This window comes from Asticcacaulis sp. P4_H10 (assembly GCF_056400965.1).
This window is the reverse complement of record NZ_JBFUKH010000001.1, coordinates 881,881-895,620: the sequence shown is the minus strand read 5'-3', so window position 1 is coordinate 895,620 and position 13,740 is coordinate 881,881. Positions and strand designations below refer to the sequence as shown.

22 protein-coding genes and 1 tRNA gene are annotated in these 13,740 nt (G+C 61.4%); 11 read left to right on the top strand and 12 right to left on the bottom strand.

Going from position 1 to position 13,740, the window contains the following annotated elements; genetic code table 11:
- Window positions 1-10: 10 nt before the first annotated feature.
- The gene (locus AC1DON_RS03900) at window positions 11-436 is read right to left on the bottom strand and encodes a hypothetical protein (protein ID WP_476933413.1); all 426 of its coding nucleotides are present in this window, start codon (window positions 434-436) and stop codon (window positions 11-13) included.
- Between the two features lie 184 nt (window positions 437-620).
- On the opposite strand from AC1DON_RS03900, the gene AC1DON_RS03895 reads away from it, so the two are divergent.
- From AC1DON_RS03895 to AC1DON_RS03885, 3 genes are all read left to right on the top strand, one after another.
- Window positions 621-1,010 carry a hypothetical protein gene (locus tag AC1DON_RS03895; RefSeq protein ID WP_476933412.1) on the top strand — a complete coding sequence of 130 codons (390 nt, stop codon included), beginning with the start codon at window positions 621-623 and terminating at the stop codon, window positions 1,008-1,010.
- Entirely contained in the window at window positions 1,007-1,216 is a 210-nt protein-coding gene (locus tag AC1DON_RS03890) for a helix-turn-helix transcriptional regulator (RefSeq protein ID WP_476933411.1), read from the top strand. Before AC1DON_RS03895 ends, AC1DON_RS03890 begins: the two co-directional genes overlap by 4 nt.
- An 84-nt stretch (window positions 1,217-1,300) precedes the next feature.
- Window positions 1,301-2,233: an alpha/beta fold hydrolase gene (locus AC1DON_RS03885; RefSeq protein ID WP_476933410.1), complete on the top strand. Its 933-nt coding sequence runs from the start codon at window positions 1,301-1,303 to the stop codon at window positions 2,231-2,233.
- A gap of 2 nt (window positions 2,234-2,235) precedes the next feature.
- Here AC1DON_RS03885 and AC1DON_RS03880 read toward each other — a convergent pair whose 3' ends face one another.
- The 6 genes from AC1DON_RS03880 to AC1DON_RS03855 all read right to left on the bottom strand — a co-directional run bounded on the left by AC1DON_RS03880 (window position 2,236) and on the right by AC1DON_RS03855 (window position 5,943).
- Window positions 2,236-2,679 (bottom strand): GNAT family N-acetyltransferase, encoded by a 444-nt coding sequence (locus AC1DON_RS03880; protein WP_476933409.1) that lies wholly within the window; start codon window positions 2,677-2,679, stop codon window positions 2,236-2,238.
- A 135-nt stretch (window positions 2,680-2,814) separates the two neighbouring features.
- On the bottom strand, window positions 2,815-3,051 hold the full coding sequence (locus AC1DON_RS03875; protein ID WP_476933408.1) for an alkylphosphonate utilization protein: 237 nt from the start codon (window positions 3,049-3,051) through the stop codon (window positions 2,815-2,817).
- A 52-nt stretch (window positions 3,052-3,103) separates the two neighbouring features.
- Window positions 3,104-3,574: a hypothetical protein gene (locus AC1DON_RS03870; RefSeq protein ID WP_476933407.1), complete on the bottom strand. Its 471-nt coding sequence runs from the start codon at window positions 3,572-3,574 to the stop codon at window positions 3,104-3,106.
- Window positions 3,575-3,653: 79 nt separating this feature from the next.
- Window positions 3,654-4,082 carry a hypothetical protein gene (locus AC1DON_RS03865; protein WP_476933406.1) on the bottom strand — a complete coding sequence of 143 codons (429 nt, stop codon included), beginning with the start codon at window positions 4,080-4,082 and terminating at the stop codon, window positions 3,654-3,656.
- 227 nt (window positions 4,083-4,309) lie between these two features.
- Window positions 4,310-5,332, bottom strand: a complete 1,023-nt coding sequence (locus AC1DON_RS03860; protein ID WP_476933405.1) for a hypothetical protein — start codon at window positions 5,330-5,332, stop codon at window positions 4,310-4,312.
- Window positions 5,329-5,943 (bottom strand): VanW family protein, encoded by a 615-nt coding sequence (locus AC1DON_RS03855; protein ID WP_476933404.1) that lies wholly within the window; start codon window positions 5,941-5,943, stop codon window positions 5,329-5,331. The genes AC1DON_RS03860 and AC1DON_RS03855 overlap by 4 nt, the downstream gene beginning before the upstream one ends.
- A gap of 60 nt (window positions 5,944-6,003) precedes the next feature.
- Between AC1DON_RS03855 and AC1DON_RS03850 the strand changes: the two genes are divergently transcribed.
- The 3 genes from AC1DON_RS03850 (at window position 6,004) to AC1DON_RS03840 (ending at window position 6,918) form a co-directional block, all read left to right on the top strand.
- Entirely contained in the window at window positions 6,004-6,348 is a 345-nt protein-coding gene (locus AC1DON_RS03850; RefSeq protein WP_476933403.1) for an MmcQ/YjbR family DNA-binding protein, read from the top strand.
- Complete coding sequence (locus AC1DON_RS03845; RefSeq protein ID WP_476933402.1) at window positions 6,345-6,779, top strand: GNAT family N-acetyltransferase; 435 nt, start codon at window positions 6,345-6,347, stop codon at window positions 6,777-6,779. Before AC1DON_RS03850 ends, AC1DON_RS03845 begins: the two co-directional genes overlap by 4 nt.
- Window positions 6,780-6,833: 54 nt before the next feature.
- A tRNA-Leu gene (locus tag AC1DON_RS03840) sits at window positions 6,834-6,918 on the top strand.
- 126 nt (window positions 6,919-7,044) lie between these two features.
- Here AC1DON_RS03840 and AC1DON_RS03835 read toward each other — a convergent pair.
- From AC1DON_RS03835 to AC1DON_RS03825, 3 genes are all read right to left on the bottom strand, one after another.
- On the bottom strand, window positions 7,045-7,845 hold the full coding sequence (locus tag AC1DON_RS03835; protein WP_476933401.1) for a hypothetical protein: 801 nt from the start codon (window positions 7,843-7,845) through the stop codon (window positions 7,045-7,047).
- 2 nt (window positions 7,846-7,847) lie between these two features.
- Window positions 7,848-8,528, bottom strand: coding sequence for a hypothetical protein (locus AC1DON_RS03830; RefSeq protein ID WP_476933400.1), 681 nt, complete (start codon window positions 8,526-8,528; stop codon window positions 7,848-7,850).
- A 209-nt stretch (window positions 8,529-8,737) separates the two neighbouring features.
- The gene (locus AC1DON_RS03825; protein ID WP_476933399.1) at window positions 8,738-9,193 is read right to left on the bottom strand and encodes a MarR family winged helix-turn-helix transcriptional regulator; all 456 of its coding nucleotides are present in this window, start codon (window positions 9,191-9,193) and stop codon (window positions 8,738-8,740) included.
- Between the two features lie 335 nt (window positions 9,194-9,528).
- Between AC1DON_RS03825 and AC1DON_RS03820 the strand changes: the two genes are divergently transcribed.
- The 4 genes from AC1DON_RS03820 to AC1DON_RS03805 are packed head-to-tail and all read left to right on the top strand — an operon-like array spanning window position 9,529 to window position 11,672.
- The gene (locus AC1DON_RS03820; protein ID WP_476933484.1) at window positions 9,529-10,086 is read left to right on the top strand and encodes a YqaA family protein; all 558 of its coding nucleotides are present in this window, start codon (window positions 9,529-9,531) and stop codon (window positions 10,084-10,086) included.
- 24 nt (window positions 10,087-10,110) lie between these two features.
- Window positions 10,111-10,671, top strand: coding sequence for a disulfide bond formation protein B (locus AC1DON_RS03815; RefSeq protein ID WP_476933398.1), 561 nt, complete (start codon window positions 10,111-10,113; stop codon window positions 10,669-10,671).
- Between the two features lie 3 nt (window positions 10,672-10,674).
- Entirely contained in the window at window positions 10,675-11,235 is a 561-nt protein-coding gene (locus tag AC1DON_RS03810; protein ID WP_476933397.1) for a demethoxyubiquinone hydroxylase family protein, read from the top strand.
- The gene (locus AC1DON_RS03805) at window positions 11,235-11,672 is read left to right on the top strand and encodes a DUF1003 domain-containing protein (protein WP_476933396.1); all 438 of its coding nucleotides are present in this window, start codon (window positions 11,235-11,237) and stop codon (window positions 11,670-11,672) included. The genes AC1DON_RS03810 and AC1DON_RS03805 overlap by 1 nt, the downstream gene beginning before the upstream one ends.
- Before the next feature lie 98 nt (window positions 11,673-11,770).
- Here the strand turns inward: AC1DON_RS03805 and AC1DON_RS03800 are convergent, their stop codons facing one another.
- Both AC1DON_RS03800 and AC1DON_RS03795 read right to left on the bottom strand, forming a co-directional pair.
- Window positions 11,771-12,085: a hypothetical protein gene (locus tag AC1DON_RS03800; RefSeq protein ID WP_476933395.1), complete on the bottom strand. Its 315-nt coding sequence runs from the start codon at window positions 12,083-12,085 to the stop codon at window positions 11,771-11,773.
- Between the two features lie 137 nt (window positions 12,086-12,222).
- Entirely contained in the window at window positions 12,223-12,783 is a 561-nt protein-coding gene (locus AC1DON_RS03795) for an HNH endonuclease (RefSeq protein WP_476933394.1), read from the bottom strand.
- A 144-nt stretch (window positions 12,784-12,927) separates the two neighbouring features.
- Between AC1DON_RS03795 and gluQRS the strand changes: the two genes are divergently transcribed.
- Window positions 12,928-13,740 carry a tRNA glutamyl-Q(34) synthetase GluQRS gene (gluQRS, locus tag AC1DON_RS03790; protein ID WP_476933393.1) on the top strand — a complete coding sequence of 271 codons (813 nt, stop codon included), beginning with the start codon at window positions 12,928-12,930 and terminating at the stop codon, window positions 13,738-13,740.

The window sequence follows — 13,740 nt, the reverse complement described above, 5'->3', positions numbered from 1 at the left end:
TCTTGTTCGATCAGTTCTGGCCGATCTTGCTGCCCTTGAGCACGACGTCACCGGCCTGCTTTGCCGTCACCGACCGCTCGCCACTGATGATGATATCGCTTCCGCTCAGTTCGATGACACCGTTCTTGCGTAAGGTCAGCTTCGCCTTGCCGGCCTGGATGATGATATCGTCGCCGGAACTCAATACCAAAGTCTTTCCGGAGGTCACGGATGTCGCATCCTGGGCCGAGACCTTCAGCGCCCGGCCCTGCACGATCAGGTCCTTGTCCGCGCTCAGTATAACGTTTCGACCGGCGTCGACCGCCAATCGTGCTTCAAGCGCCGCCAGCCGGCCTTCCAGCGCCGCGATTCGCGCGGTATCGGCCGGATCGGACTGCGCCGCAGCCGCCATGGGCACGACCATAAGCGCAATCCCGGTCGCAAGCACCTTCCACATGCACGCATCCTCCGTCATCAGTTGCCCGCAGCCTAGCCGCAAAACTATGGAAAACCAAGCACGGCAACGATGTAAGGTCTCCCTTACATTTTTATAGATGTAAGGTTGACATTACATCACCTTGCATGTAAGGTCAGCCTTACATCGATGGTTCCTCAGCCCCTTACAAAAGCAGCCGCATCCAATGATCCCTCAGTCCGTCAATACCCGATACACCTTCGGCATAATGGGCTTCATGGCGCTCTATGCCGCCGCCCTCTTCCTGTCGATTCTGACCATCCAGGCGCAAAAACCAACCGGCCCCCTGCTTTACGCCCTTGCCGTTCTGCCGGCCTTGCCGGTCGGCGGCACCATCTGGGTCTTCCTGCGCTATATCGACAAGGTCGATGAATACGTTCGCGCCGTCGTTACCAAGCGCTTCATCCTGGCCACCGGCCTGACCCTGTTTATCTGCACGGCCTGGGGCTTCCTGGAAGACAATGCCGGGGCGCACCAGTTCTCGCTCTACCTGGTCTACGCGCTGTGGTGGGGATTGTTCGGCCTGTCGAGCCTTGTCTACAGGAACGTGCAATGAAACAGTATCTTCGCGAATTCCGCACCGAGAAAGGCCTGACCCAGGCCGACCTCGCCGGCCAGCTGGGGGTGTCGCGCCAAGCCGTTATCGCGCTTGAAACCGACAAGCACATCCCCTCGCTCGACCTGGCCTACAAGATCTCAGGCGTCTTCGACCGCCCCGTCGAAGAGATCTTCGAGAATCCCTACCGGCTGAAACCGGCCTGAGTTCAGTTCAACACAGTCCCGCATCCCAACGCACCCGGCAGCGCGCGAACGCTGCTGCCTTATCCAAACACAGGAGAAACCCAAATGTCAGAGCCCCGCAAAGCCCCACGCAAAGGCATGCCCATTGCCGTTATGATGGGCATTTTCATCGCCATCGCCGTTGCCAACGGGTGGTTTGGCAAGGCAAAGGCTGAAACCGTCCCCTTCCCCACCGCAGCCGAAGCGCGCTTCAGCGTCGAGGTCACGGGCTCTGGCCCTGACGTCATCCTCATTCCCGGCCTCGGCAGTTCCCGCGCCGTCTGGAACACGACCGTAGAACGCTACAAGGGCCAGTACCGTCTGCACGTCCTGAACATCGCGGGTTTTGCCGGTGAACCGGCCGGCGCCAATGCCACGGGCGACGTCATTGCCCCGTCGGTCAAAGCACTCGACGCCTATATCAAGGCCAAAAAGCTGAAAGCCCCAACCGTCGTCGGCCACTCCATGGGCGGCCTGATGGCGCTGATGCTGGCCAAGGCGCACCCCGAAGATACCGCCAGGATCGTCATCGTCGATGCCCTGCCCTTTGCCGGCGTCATCTTTAACCCGCAGGCCAATGTCGAAAACATGAAGCCGATGGCCGCAATGGCGCGCGACAACATGATCAATGGCTCCGCCGACGCCTTTGCCATACAGCAGAATGCCGGTGTAGTGCGCCTGACAACCTCATTCGAGAACCAGCAACTGGTCGCCGGCTGGAGTGTCGCCTCGGATCGCAGCGTCTTTGCCCGCGCCTTTTACGAAGATATGACCATCGACCTGCGTCCGGACCTTAAAGCCATCCAGACTTCGGCGGTCATGCTCTATCCTTACGACGAAACGGTCGGCCAGACGGCGGCATCGACCGACGCCTTCTACAAGGCCCAATATACGGGAATGACCACGGTCAGCTTCACCGGCGTCGCCGCCAGCCGCCACTTCGTCATGCTTGACCAGCCGGAAGCCTTCCTGGCCAGGCTGGGGGAAGCCCTGAAATAAACTCAGAGCTTGGCGAAATACGTCACAAATCCCGGATCGCTCGCCAGCTTGTCATAGAGCTTGCGGGCGGTCTCGTTGTGCGCGTGGGTGACCCAGTAAACGCGCTCGCAATCGCGCCCCTTGGCGTGTTCAATCACCGCCTCGATCAGCCGGCGTCCCACGCCCTTGCCGCGTGCGCTTTCCGCGACGAACAGATCTTCGAGATAGACGTAGTAGGTCCGCGCCCACGTCGAGCGATGCATGACCAGGGTGACGAAGCCCAGGACCTCCTTGCCCTCGCGCGCCAGCAGCAGGACCATGGGCTCACGCGCATCCATGAACCGGCCAAAGGTCGTGTCCGTCACCTCCTGGGGCAGCGGATTGCTATAGAAGTCGAGATAGGCGCGCCATAGCGGCAGCCATTCGGATTTGTCCTGCGCCCGGGCGTAGGTAACGTCGATGGCCACGGCCTTTTCCATAAACTCAACTTTCAAAACATTGCCTGCATCGGTCTCGTTCTCTCGGACCGATTCTGCCGCAAGATTATCAGTTTATTGGAAAACTGGCGCACCAAAACCGCAGATGCGCGCGCCGGCTTCGCCTCAGGCCTTTTTCAGGAACTCGGTGCGCAGGACCAGGCCCTTGACCTTGTCGGCATTACACTCGATCTCGGCCTCGTCATGCGTCAGGCGGATATTCTTGATCAGGGTGCCGCGCTTGAGCGTTACGCCGCCGGAGCCCTTGACCTTAAGGTCCTTGATCAGGGTGACGCTGTCGCCGTCCTGAAGGCGAGTGCCGTTCGAATCCTTTACGACGATTTCGTCTTCATCCTCGGCCATGACGGGTCCCTTTCAATCAGATCACCCGCCGTACAGGCCGAAGCTTAGCCGATCAAGCCTTTTTCAGCGCGCCGCGCAGGACCCAGGCAATGGTCAGCCCAACCAGGACCATGTGCGCGAACAGGGCGTTATAGAGTTGCGGGCCCAGGTCCGGCGGAAAGTGCGGGTTCTGACCACCTTTGAAGTGCGACATCGGCAGGACAAGATAGGTCATAACGGCCCATACGCCCAGCCCATAGGCCAGCCCCGACACCGTCAAGGCCTGCCGGACGGCCGGCACCATCTTCGCGATCAGGTAAAAGACAAAGGCCATGGCCACCGCCATCGCGAAGTGCAAGCCCAGCCCTATCGAAAACGTCATCCAGCCGCCGCTGTAGGCCGCATCGCCCATGATGCCACTGGCGATCGATTGCGGAATGCGCATCAGATTGGCGCCGCGCGCCCCGAAGAATACGAAGGCGTCGATGATGTCTAACAGCCCGGCCAGCAAGCCGGCGGATATGACGGTATTGATTTGGCGCATGAATTGCCCCTCCCCTTGTCTGGGATGAGCCTAACACGCACGGCTTCAGGCGTCTAACCGGCGTAAATTACCGCACAGGTCAGCTGCGGCAGAAGCCTTCGCCCGGCGCAACGATCAGGCAGTTATCCTTGTCCGCCAGCCATTTCATACCGGTTTCCTCGCCGCTGCCGGGACGAATGACGAAGGTCTGGCCGTCGCGGATGAACTGGATGCCGCCATCCGCCGCCGTGCCGACAAAGTCGCGCGGCCCGTCGAGGTTCTGGACCGTCACTTTATAATCGGCGCCCTGTGGCGTGATGGTCAGCGCCGTGCCCTCGGGGCCCGTCCATTTGCCCGTAAAGGCGGAGGGATCGATGGCCGCCACAGAGACAGCCGGCGCGGTCGCCATGGAAACAGCCGCCGATTCCGCCGCGGCACTCGCCGAATGATCCGTCGCCACCTTTGGCGAACAGGCCGAAAGCCCGATTGCGACTGACAGGGACAAGACGGTGATGGCGACGGACTTCATGCGCTGGCTCCTCGTGGCGTTTCCGCTGCTATAACGCGCGTCGGTATAAAGACGCCATATGCGTCACAGCGGATCGTCACTACGCCAACGGCGGTCGACTGGCTGCTGCGCGACGTGTGAAAAACAAGGTCGCCTTCGCGCCATGGCGGCGCGTGGGAGAACCAGCGCCAGACGGCCACCAGAAGCGTGAGGATCAAGGCAACCCATATCCAAGGCCCCCGGCGCATTCAGGCCACCGCGAACAGATCGAGTGGCCGGTATTGTCCCGGCGCCAGACCACACGACGGCGCGGCGTAGATGGTGACGCCATGCGCCACGGCTTCAACCAGCCGGCGCGGCTCGTGCGTTACGGCCGCCGGATGCAGGATGGCTGCGATATCATCCAGCCAGTTAGGCCCGAAGCTGCGCCGTTCTACCGGCACCGCGTCCCAGAAGCCTGCGCCTTCCAGCTCGGTGCCGAAGACGATCAGCGGCTGGGCCAGGGACTTCGCCATGTCGCGCACGACATGAGCGCCCTGGCGCGTGATTACCGGCCCGAGAAAAGCCGTGCGCGTGCCTTCGCGGCGCGTCTGCGGCGCCGGCGGTTCCCAGTCGAGCCAGACAGCGCGATCACCGAAGCGCTCGGCGATATCGTGATGCGGGGTAATAACACGACGAGCGGCCGCCAGCGCCTCGGCCTCAAGCTCAACCAGGGCATCGGGCGCGCGGAAATCGGCAATCGTCGGGCTGTCACCATGGTCAAGCGCCACCTCGTCCAGCCGCGCGTGCAGCTCCGCCAGCGGATAGCGCGTCATCAGCACATCGAAGCTGCGGCCGCCCAACACACCATCGCGCCACAGATAAGGCAGGAAGACCTGGCTTATGACCAGGTGCTGGGCGCGATAGTCGATATGGCGCACCAGTGCCGCCGCCAAGACTTCGTCGGCCTTGAGATAGGCCGCCTGACGAACCGCGCCACGGGCCGTCGCCACCTGACGCAGCATCAGGTGACGTTGCAATGTCGCCATGCCTGCCCGCACCTCCCCGGCCTGCCAGTCATAGGCGCCGAGGCGTCGTCCGAACAGGCCGGGCGACAGAAGCTGATCGTCGGGCTTCATCTGCGCCGCGGCGAAGCGGCGATATTCCGGCCACGAACGATCGACGACCCAGGCCACGCGCTCGGCCACCGGCGCGATGTCGCGGCTGACGAAACTCAGGTGACAATCCTGGCGCTCGCAGGTGGCGCAGCTTTGCGGCGAATGCGTATTCATGCGCCAACCAGCCGGACGATAAGGCTGTCGCGATCGAGCTTGACGCTTAAACTCATGGCGCGGGTGGCACGGAAACGCAGGTCGACATAGTTCCAGAAGACGGTGGCGTCCTCACCCGGCGGAAAGGGTGAGCCCGGAATCGCCGCCGTATGACCATGGCGTTCGACGATCTCGCAGCCGGCCTCCCGGGCCGCGCGATAGAGGCTGTTCGACATCTGGCACAGGCCGCCAGCCAGGGTCGGCATGATGCAGCCCTGGCGCAATTCGCGGCCTTCGACAAAACCCTTGGCGCGCGTCGGCTGGCCGATATGCGCCCAGAAGCTGAAGACCTTGCCGGCCGGAATGGTTATGCCGTTCAGCCTCTGGGCCGCGACCCGCAGGTTCTGCACCTTGCCCAGTTGCAGGGCACGTTCATTGACATCGTCATCAGTATAAAGCGCGGTGACGACCTCGGACAAAAGCTCGCCGCACGGATTGTCCACGCGCTTAAGAGGACGCGCGCCGCTGCTCAAGTCGATTACGCCGCGCCGCATCCGTAGCAGGCTCGCCTTCACGGCAAATACCGCCATATCCAGCCGCGCCGGATGTCTGTGTTCGGCTCCTGTCTCCATTTCCCCCTCCTTGCGCGCAATCGTCGCTGCGCCTACAAGTTCTGCAAGCGGAGGATGAGCATGAGCCAGAATTTCGTCAACACGTTTTGTGCGACCCTGCCCGGCGCCGAGGTCTCAGATCCCTGGGGCGGCGGTCACGACTGCTGGAAGGTCGGCGGCAAGATGTTCGCCGTCACCGGCGCCATCGACAAAGGCGTGTCCGTCAAGACACCGGACGTTGAGACCGCCGAAATACTCGTCGAAAGCGGTACGGCTGAACGCGCGCCCTACATGCACAGGTCGTGGGTCCGTCTGCCGACCGATGCGCCGGAAGCCGAAGTTCGACACCGCATCGCCGAATCCTATCGCATTATTCGCAAAGCCCTGACCAAGCGCGTCCAGGCGGAACTGGCGCCGTTCGAATGAGCCTGGATATCCGCGTCGTTGGCTACGGCACGCCGGACTACGAGGCCGCCGTCGCTTTACGCCGCGCCATCCTGCGCACGCCGCTGAGCCTCGATTTCTCGGCCGAAGACCTGGCGCGCGAAGCCGCCGATACCCACCTGGCCGCCTTCGACGGCGGTCGCCTTGTCGGCACGGTGGTGATGACACCTTATGAATCTCGCAAGGTAAAGCTGCGCCAGATGGCGGTCTCTGAAGGCATGCGCGGCCGTAATATCGGCGCGCAACTGGTGGCATTCTTTGAGGACCACGCCCGCCGCAACGGCATTGGCGAAATCGTCCTCGCCGCCCGCCAGACAGCGCAGGCCTTCTACGCGCGCCTGGGCTATGTGACTGATGGCGTCGTCTTCACCGAAGTGACCATCCCGCATGTGAAGATGTGGAAGACGCTGTAAAGCGCTTGCACGCGGCGGCGAAGTTCATTATCAAACCACGCTCTGACGCCTCAGGCCCCTGTGGTGGAATTGGTAGACGCGCTCGACTCAAAATCGAGTACCGCAAGGTGTGTCGGTTCGAGTCCGACCGGGGGCACCATCTCATCTAAATTGTAGTCGCTGCAAAATCTGGACGCCGTAAAAGCGCCAGCCCCTTTCGACGGCTGGTGGAAGATGCTGTCTTGGGTGAAGTCTGGGCTTCAGGGCCTTGTAAGCTTACACCTAACTACGCCAGCATATTCCGCTTATGCGCCGGCAGCACCTTGGTCTTTTTCGGCGGTAGTGGAGGCGGCGGAGGCGGTGTCGGCTCCGGCGGTGTTTCATCCGTCGCGGGCTCTGGCGCCGGAGCGGGCGCAGGCGTTGCCGCCACGGCAGCGGCCTTGGCCTTCTTAACCGGCCAGACAATCGGGCGCGAGGCCGCAGAGGCCTTCGGCTCGGCGGCTTTCAGCGGAACGGTCGACAGTTCGCGCTGTGCCGCCTCGATCATGCCGACAACAACGAAATGGCCCTTCTCGTCCTTGGCCTTCCAGAAATCGTCGAGCGCCTGCAAGGCTTTCCAGACGCGATACTGGTGCTGGTCGGTCGCCAGGGCCACCGGTACCTTGGGCGTCGTATCGGCCGGCGCAGAGTCCTTCATGCCTTCCAGCGCGCCCTTGAGATCGACGAACAGCTTGTACTGCTTTGACGACAGGTCGGTCACGTAACCCAGGCGGGCATTGAGCACTTCGGCGACTTCGCGGCCGCGCTCGATGATCACCGAGCCCGACGATTTCAGGGCACGGTCGAGATACCAGCGCACGCTCTCATAGATGGCCCGAGCCGAAGCCTTGCGCTGGGTGATCAGCTTCTGGCGACCATGGCGGCGGCCGAAATAGTCGGCCAGGAAGAACAGCCCGACCACGACCAGGAACAGGACGATAAGGCCGATCAGCAGGCGCGCGTCGAACGATGCGCCGTAATCGCCGCCATAGGCAGCATCGGGCGGTGTGTCGCTGAATGGTTCGTCAAAGCCTTCGCCGTGCCGCATGATCAGTGCGCCTTCTTGCCGGGCGCGACAGGCCCTTCCTGCGGCGGCACCCAAGGCGGCGAATCCGTCAGCTGGCGCAAGGCGGCGCGATAGGATTCGGTGACGACCATCAGGTTTTTCCAGTAGTCGAACAGCTTCTGCACCGCGAACCAGATGGCGGTGCTCTGTTCTTCCGGCGTCATCGGCACCTTCTCGGCCTTGGCGGCGGCAGCCGGTGGTGCGGCGGCAGGCTGAAGCTGGCCGTCGGCGCCGATGGCGATATTGATATAGGTGCCGCCATTGATCTGGGCAGGGCCGCCCGCGCCTTTCGGCACATAGGGCTTCTTGTCGGTGCCTTCGACGGCGCCGTTCAGCTGGCCGGTAATCTTCGACAAGGCGTTGCTGAGCTTCAGCGTCTCGCCAAATTGCGATTCGATGGCGGCGCGGCTCTTGATCGCCATGTCGATCTGGCTGTTCATCGGCGCCTTGGCGCCGGGCGACAGGAAGTGCATGACGGCCTTGGCTCGCTCATCGATGGCGGCGCCACTGGCGGCACGGCGCTCGGCGCGCTTGAATACGATGACCAGGACAGCCGTCAGACCGACGACAAACAGCACGGTCAGCAGCCAGACTACCCAATCATGGCTTGGGGGCGCATCGGCGGGGAAATCGCTCAAGGCCGGCGAATCGAACCTTTCGTCCATATCGGGAGCCCCTCCTTTCCCTTTGCCGCGGCGCTTGGCCGGACCTGACGCAGTTTGACGATGTGAGAGGTTCCACGAAGGCAAAACCCCTGTCAATCAGGAAGGTTAACAGATTGCTTTGACCTGTGCTACTCCGGTTCGCGCAAATGCCGAGCCCTTGGCCACCTTTTCCCCCGTCAGTGTGGCTTTCAGGCTGGCCGCTTATATATCTATTTGCCGTTCTGAGCCTTGATGGCGGCCTCTTCGACGCGGCGCAGCAGTGTCTTGAACTGAGACACTTCGTCCGGCGAAAACTCGGCCAGCATGACTTTTTCGTATTCGATGGCCGCCGGAGCGACGTCGGCGAACAGGCGCTCGCCCTCGGCCGTCAGGATCAGGTGGTGCGACCGGCCGTCGTGCTCGTGCGGGGCGCGCGTGATCAATCGGCGCTTGGCCAGGGCCTGGGCAGCGCGCGAAATCGTCACCTTGTCCATGCCGGCGCGCTTGACCAGCGCCTGCTGCGTCGACGGGCCGTCCTCGCGCAGGATGGTGATCAGGCGCCACTCTGGAATCTTGAGGCCGTACAGGCTTTCATAGGCAACCGAAATCAGCGTGCTCACCGCGTTAGAGGCCACCGCCAGGCGGTAAGGCATATATTCGTCGAGCGTAAGCGTACCGTGTGTCATGATCTGTAAATGTCCCAGCGTAGGGTCATAATTTCCCTGAGCCTGCACAATGGCCTTTATGGCGGGCAATGACAAATGAGTTATTGTTAAGGCATTGTCTATTCACGCTATATCTTGGCCAATCGTATACCAATGCCGCAGTGCGAAAAAATTTCACTCGCCATCGTTTCGCAATCGCGACAAGCGCAGTAACTGCTGCTAAGACTTGCTTACCCCAACAAATCAAAGACGTGACCGTGGCCCACACCCCGCCTCCCTATAATCCCGATCAATTTGCCGGCCTTCCGGGGCCGCTGCGCTGGCTGCTCGAATCGCCGCGCAAGCTCTACAACTGGATGCTCAAACTGGCCGGCGGCAAGCACGCCGAAAAGGGCCTGGCGGTCGTTTCGTTCGCCGAAAGCTCCTTTTTCCCGCTTCCGCCCGACGTCATGCTGATCCCGATGATTCTGGCGCAGCGCGACAAGGCCTATCGTTTTGCCCTGACCTGCACCATCGCCTCGGTCGTCGGCGCCATGTTCGGTTACGCCATCGGCTACTTCCTGCAGCCAGTGGGCATGGCTATCCTGGGTGTCTTTGGTTACGACAAGAAACTCGACAGCTTCCACGCCTTCATGGAACAGTGGGGCATGTGGGTTATTCTGGCCAAGGGACTGACGCCCATACCGTTCAAGCTTGTGACCATCGCCTCGGGCCTGGCGAAAATGAACCTGGCGGTGTTCTTCTTCAGTTGCGCGGTGACGCGCGGCGCACGCTTCTTCCTGGTGGCGTGGGCATGCAAACGCTATGGCGCGGAAATCACCGAACTGATTGAAAAACGTTTCTATCTTGTCGGTACTATTGCCGTGGCATTGATCGTGCTAGGAATCATCGCACTGAAGTTCATTCCCCATTAGCGGGACACTTTAACAAAGCGATACATGACGACCCTGAGATCCCGGATCGGCGGCACCAAGCTTGCCCTAGCCTTCAGCCGCTGGTGGAGCATCACCGCGCTGGTCGTCTCGCTGGCCATGCTGGCGACCGCCTGGTCGTTCCAGCTGTTCGGCCACCTGCACCCCTGCCACCTGTGCCTCAAGCAGCGCGACATCTACTGGATGGCGGTCGGTGTGTCGCTGGTGGCCAGCGTCTGGGCGCTGTTTACCGGCGCCAAGGGCCCGCCGCGCGTCTTCTCCTTCGTTCTGTTTGCCATCTTCGCCACTGGCGCCGTGATGGCAGGATACCATGCGGGTGTTGAATGGGACTGGTGGCGCGGCCCCCAGACCTGTACGTCCGACGGCACCGAAATCAGCATCGACCAGATGGCCGCCTTCCTGGCGGGTGCGACAACAAAACCGCCTCAGTGCGACATCGCGGCATGGCGTATGTTCGGCCTGAGTATGGCAGGATATAATGCCATCCTCTCGGCTGTGCTTGCCATCTTAAGCCTCATCGCTTCGGTGCGTTTCCGCAAGGCACGGCCCTCCTACTACAGGAACTAAGCCATGGACCGTCCGCCAGTACCTCCCCGTCCCGGTTCCGGCGAAACGCAAGATCGCCTGGCGGAAATCCTCAGGGTCGATCACGCCGGCGAACTGGCTGCTGTCCATATCTATCGCGGCCAGGCGGCGGTCTTCAACGGCACCAGGAATGACGCCCTGGCCCAGCAGTTCAAGCATATGGAAGGCGAGGAGCAGGTCCACCTCGACGCTTTTGAGGCGCTGATGCGCGAAAAGCAGGTCCGCCCGACCCTGATGACGCCGGTCTGGCGCCTGGCGGCCCTGGGCCTGGGTGTCGGCACCGCGCTGCTCGGTGAAAAGGCCGCACACGCCTGCACCGAAGCCGTCGAAAGCGTCATTGGCGAGCACTATGCCGACCAGATCCGCGACGTCGAGGCCTCCGATCCGGAACTTGCGGCCAGGCTCAGCCAGTTCCGCGACGATGAACTGGGCCATCACGACCGCGCCGTCGACCAGGGCGCCCGCGAAGCCACCGGCTATCCGCTGCTGTCGGCCGTTATCAAGACCGGCTGCCGGCTGGCCATCCGGATCAGCGAGAAAATCTGATGCACGACCACAGCGCCTTTAGCCTGCGCCGCCACACGCCGTCGGAAACCTCATTTGGCGACCGCGTCTCGGACAGGATCGCGGCGGTTGTCGGATCGTGGAATTTCATCATCATCCAGTCGCTCATCCTGTGTGGCTGGATTGTCCTTAACGTAACGGCCTGGATCAATCACTGGGATCCGTATCCGTTCATCCTGCTCAATCTGGTCCTGTCGTTCCAGGCGGCCTTTACCGCGCCCATCATCATGATGGCGCAGAACCGGCAGTCCACCATTGACCGGCAGAAGGCGGAACTGGACTACAAGGTCAACTGCAAGGCGGAAATGGATATCGAGGCGCTGCACGCCAAGATCGACCTGATGCGCCAGGAAGACATTACGCGGCTGATCGGCCTGCTGGAAAAGGTCATCGACGAACGCGCCGATAAATCGAATTAGAGCATGATGCGTTTAGGTCGAGCCGCCATCATGCTCTAGGTTTTTGTTTTGTCGAGATATTTAGCCAAAAACCGCTGCACATTTTTTGGAATAATGCTCTAGCGGCCCTGGAAATCGTAGCTCTGGCGGATGTGCTCGAGCAGGGTTTCGCGCACTTCGTCATCAACCATGCCGAGATCCAGCCGCGCATCGCCGCTGTCGGTCGGGCGGACCTTCACTGTCTCGCCCATGAAGGTGAAGCTGTAAATCTTGGGGCCAAACAGCGTTTCGCGCCTGGCAGTGACACGAACGCCAAGCGTCGCCTCGATCGCCTTTTGCAAAGGCTCCATGGCGAACTTTGTCTGCCCTTTTGACCGGGCAAAGTTGACGACGCCAAAGGCGCGCCGGTCCATCTCAAACCGTACAGGTGACATCTTCTATGCCATGCTCGTCTCTGAGCGCCAGCGGATGTGGGAGCGCCGGCACCTTCCCCCGAAGTCATACCTTTTCGCGCATTTTATCCCAAAAACCGCCCAAAGAAAGACTGAAGCATTTTTTGGAATGCGCGAGGTTACGCCTCCAGAGGCGTATCCCAATACAGGTAGTCTATCCAACTTTCGTGCAGATAGTTAGGGGGAAAACGACGCCCTAAATCCTGCAGATGAAACATTGTCGGCCGGTGTGGATTTTTTGTCGGCATCATGCGCGCCTGGACGGGTGTTTTTCCCCCTTTGCGCAAGTTACACGGGGCACAGGCTGTCAGGATATTGTTCCAGCTCGACTTGCCGCCCTGGCTGACCGGCACGACGTGGTCAAACGTCAGCTCATGCGGCGATCCGCAATATTGGCAGCGGAAGCCGTCGCGCAGGAAGACATTGTAGCGGGTAAAGGCCGGCGGGCGGTTCTGGTCGATATAGGTCTTCAGCGACACGACGCTGGGCAGCCGCATCTTCAGCGACGGCGAGCGGATTTCGATATCGTAGGTCGAGACCACATCGACGCGGTTTTCGAAGACGGCCTTGACGACGTCCTGCCACGGCTTGGTCGACAGAGGATAGTAGGACAGTGGCCGGAAATCGGCATTGAGCACAAGGGCGCGCCAGTCGTGCGGCGGACTTTTCACAACATGCATGGAAGCCTCCAGACATGTTTCATCGGGACGTTTGATAAGCAGTGTTTGAAGACCAGGCTCCTTCTGCACGCATATTATCCACAGGAGGACTGTGAACCCGATTCCCGCCTTTGCAAATCGAATTTTTTATGACATCGCAGCCGCATGACCTGGCGAACGCGCTTTGCGCCCTCCCCGACCGGCTATCTGCACCTCGGCCACGCCTACAGCGCGCTGACCGCTCATGAGGTCGCGGAAACGCACGGCGGCCAGTTCATCCTGCGCATCGAGGACATCGATCACACGCGCTGCCGGCCGCAATTCGAGGCTGGCATTTACGAAGATCTGGCTTGGCTGGGCCTGACCTGGCCGGAGCCGGTGTTGCGCCAGAGCGATCATATTGCCGACTATAAGGACGCCTTGGAACGGCTGATCGCGCTGGGTGTCGTCTATGCCGATCATCGCACCCGCAAGGAGCAAATCGAAGCCGCGTTAAGCGCGCCGCAGGAAACCGCGCCGTCCGAGCCCGGCGAGGGGGCGACAAACACGGCCTGGCGTCTGTCGCTGGAAGCGGCGCGCAAGCATCTTGGCAGCCGCTACGATGAACTGACTTTTGTCGAAACCTCGCACGCCCCCGGCACGCACCCTGCCCGGCCCGAGATCAATGGCGACGTCGTCCTCGGCCGCAAGGACATCGGCATTGCCTACCACCTGGCGGTCGTGGTTGACGATGCGCGCCAGGGCGTCACCCACATTGTCCGCGGCCACGACCTGTTCGATGCCACCCACACCCAGGTCCTGCTGCAGGCCCTGCTGGGCTTAGCCACGCCGGTCTATCACCATCACGCCCTGCTGCTGGACGACGAAGGCCGGCGCCTGGCCAAGCGCAAGGGCTCGAAATCCCTGCGCGACTATCGCGAGGATGATCTCAAGCCGGCCGACGTCAGGACGCTGCTGGCGCACACGCCCAAAGCATAA

Coding starts and splice junctions, on each gene's coding strand:
- AC1DON_RS03900 (WP_476933413.1), bottom strand. CDS start 436: ATGTGGAAGGTGCTTGCGACCGGGATTGCGCTTATGGTCGTGCCCATG.
- AC1DON_RS03895 (WP_476933412.1), top strand. CDS start 621: ATGATCCCTCAGTCCGTCAATACCCGATACACCTTCGGCATAATGGGC.
- AC1DON_RS03890 (WP_476933411.1), top strand. CDS start 1,007: ATGAAACAGTATCTTCGCGAATTCCGCACCGAGAAAGGCCTGACCCAG.
- AC1DON_RS03885 (WP_476933410.1), top strand. CDS start 1,301: ATGTCAGAGCCCCGCAAAGCCCCACGCAAAGGCATGCCCATTGCCGTT.
- AC1DON_RS03875 (WP_476933408.1), bottom strand. CDS start 3,051: ATGGCCGAGGATGAAGACGAAATCGTCGTAAAGGATTCGAACGGCACT.
- AC1DON_RS03870 (WP_476933407.1), bottom strand. CDS start 3,574: ATGCGCCAAATCAATACCGTCATATCCGCCGGCTTGCTGGCCGGGCTG.
- AC1DON_RS03865 (WP_476933406.1), bottom strand. CDS start 4,082: ATGAAGTCCGTCGCCATCACCGTCTTGTCCCTGTCAGTCGCAATCGGG.
- AC1DON_RS03860 (WP_476933405.1), bottom strand. CDS start 5,332: ATGAATACGCATTCGCCGCAAAGCTGCGCCACCTGCGAGCGCCAGGAT.
- AC1DON_RS03855 (WP_476933404.1), bottom strand. CDS start 5,943: ATGGAGACAGGAGCCGAACACAGACATCCGGCGCGGCTGGATATGGCG.
- AC1DON_RS03850 (WP_476933403.1), top strand. CDS start 6,004: ATGAGCCAGAATTTCGTCAACACGTTTTGTGCGACCCTGCCCGGCGCC.
- AC1DON_RS03845 (WP_476933402.1), top strand. CDS start 6,345: ATGAGCCTGGATATCCGCGTCGTTGGCTACGGCACGCCGGACTACGAG.
- AC1DON_RS03835 (WP_476933401.1), bottom strand. CDS start 7,845: ATGCGGCACGGCGAAGGCTTTGACGAACCATTCAGCGACACACCGCCC.
- AC1DON_RS03830 (WP_476933400.1), bottom strand. CDS start 8,528: ATGGACGAAAGGTTCGATTCGCCGGCCTTGAGCGATTTCCCCGCCGAT.
- AC1DON_RS03825 (WP_476933399.1), bottom strand. CDS start 9,193: ATGACACACGGTACGCTTACGCTCGACGAATATATGCCTTACCGCCTG.
- AC1DON_RS03820 (WP_476933484.1), top strand. CDS start 9,529: ATGCTCAAACTGGCCGGCGGCAAGCACGCCGAAAAGGGCCTGGCGGTC.
- AC1DON_RS03815 (WP_476933398.1), top strand. CDS start 10,111: ATGACGACCCTGAGATCCCGGATCGGCGGCACCAAGCTTGCCCTAGCC.
- AC1DON_RS03810 (WP_476933397.1), top strand. CDS start 10,675: ATGGACCGTCCGCCAGTACCTCCCCGTCCCGGTTCCGGCGAAACGCAA.
- AC1DON_RS03805 (WP_476933396.1), top strand. CDS start 11,235: ATGCACGACCACAGCGCCTTTAGCCTGCGCCGCCACACGCCGTCGGAA.
- AC1DON_RS03800 (WP_476933395.1), bottom strand. CDS start 12,085: ATGTCACCTGTACGGTTTGAGATGGACCGGCGCGCCTTTGGCGTCGTC.
- AC1DON_RS03795 (WP_476933394.1), bottom strand. CDS start 12,783: ATGCATGTTGTGAAAAGTCCGCCGCACGACTGGCGCGCCCTTGTGCTC.
- gluQRS (WP_476933393.1), top strand. CDS start 12,928: ATGACCTGGCGAACGCGCTTTGCGCCCTCCCCGACCGGCTATCTGCAC.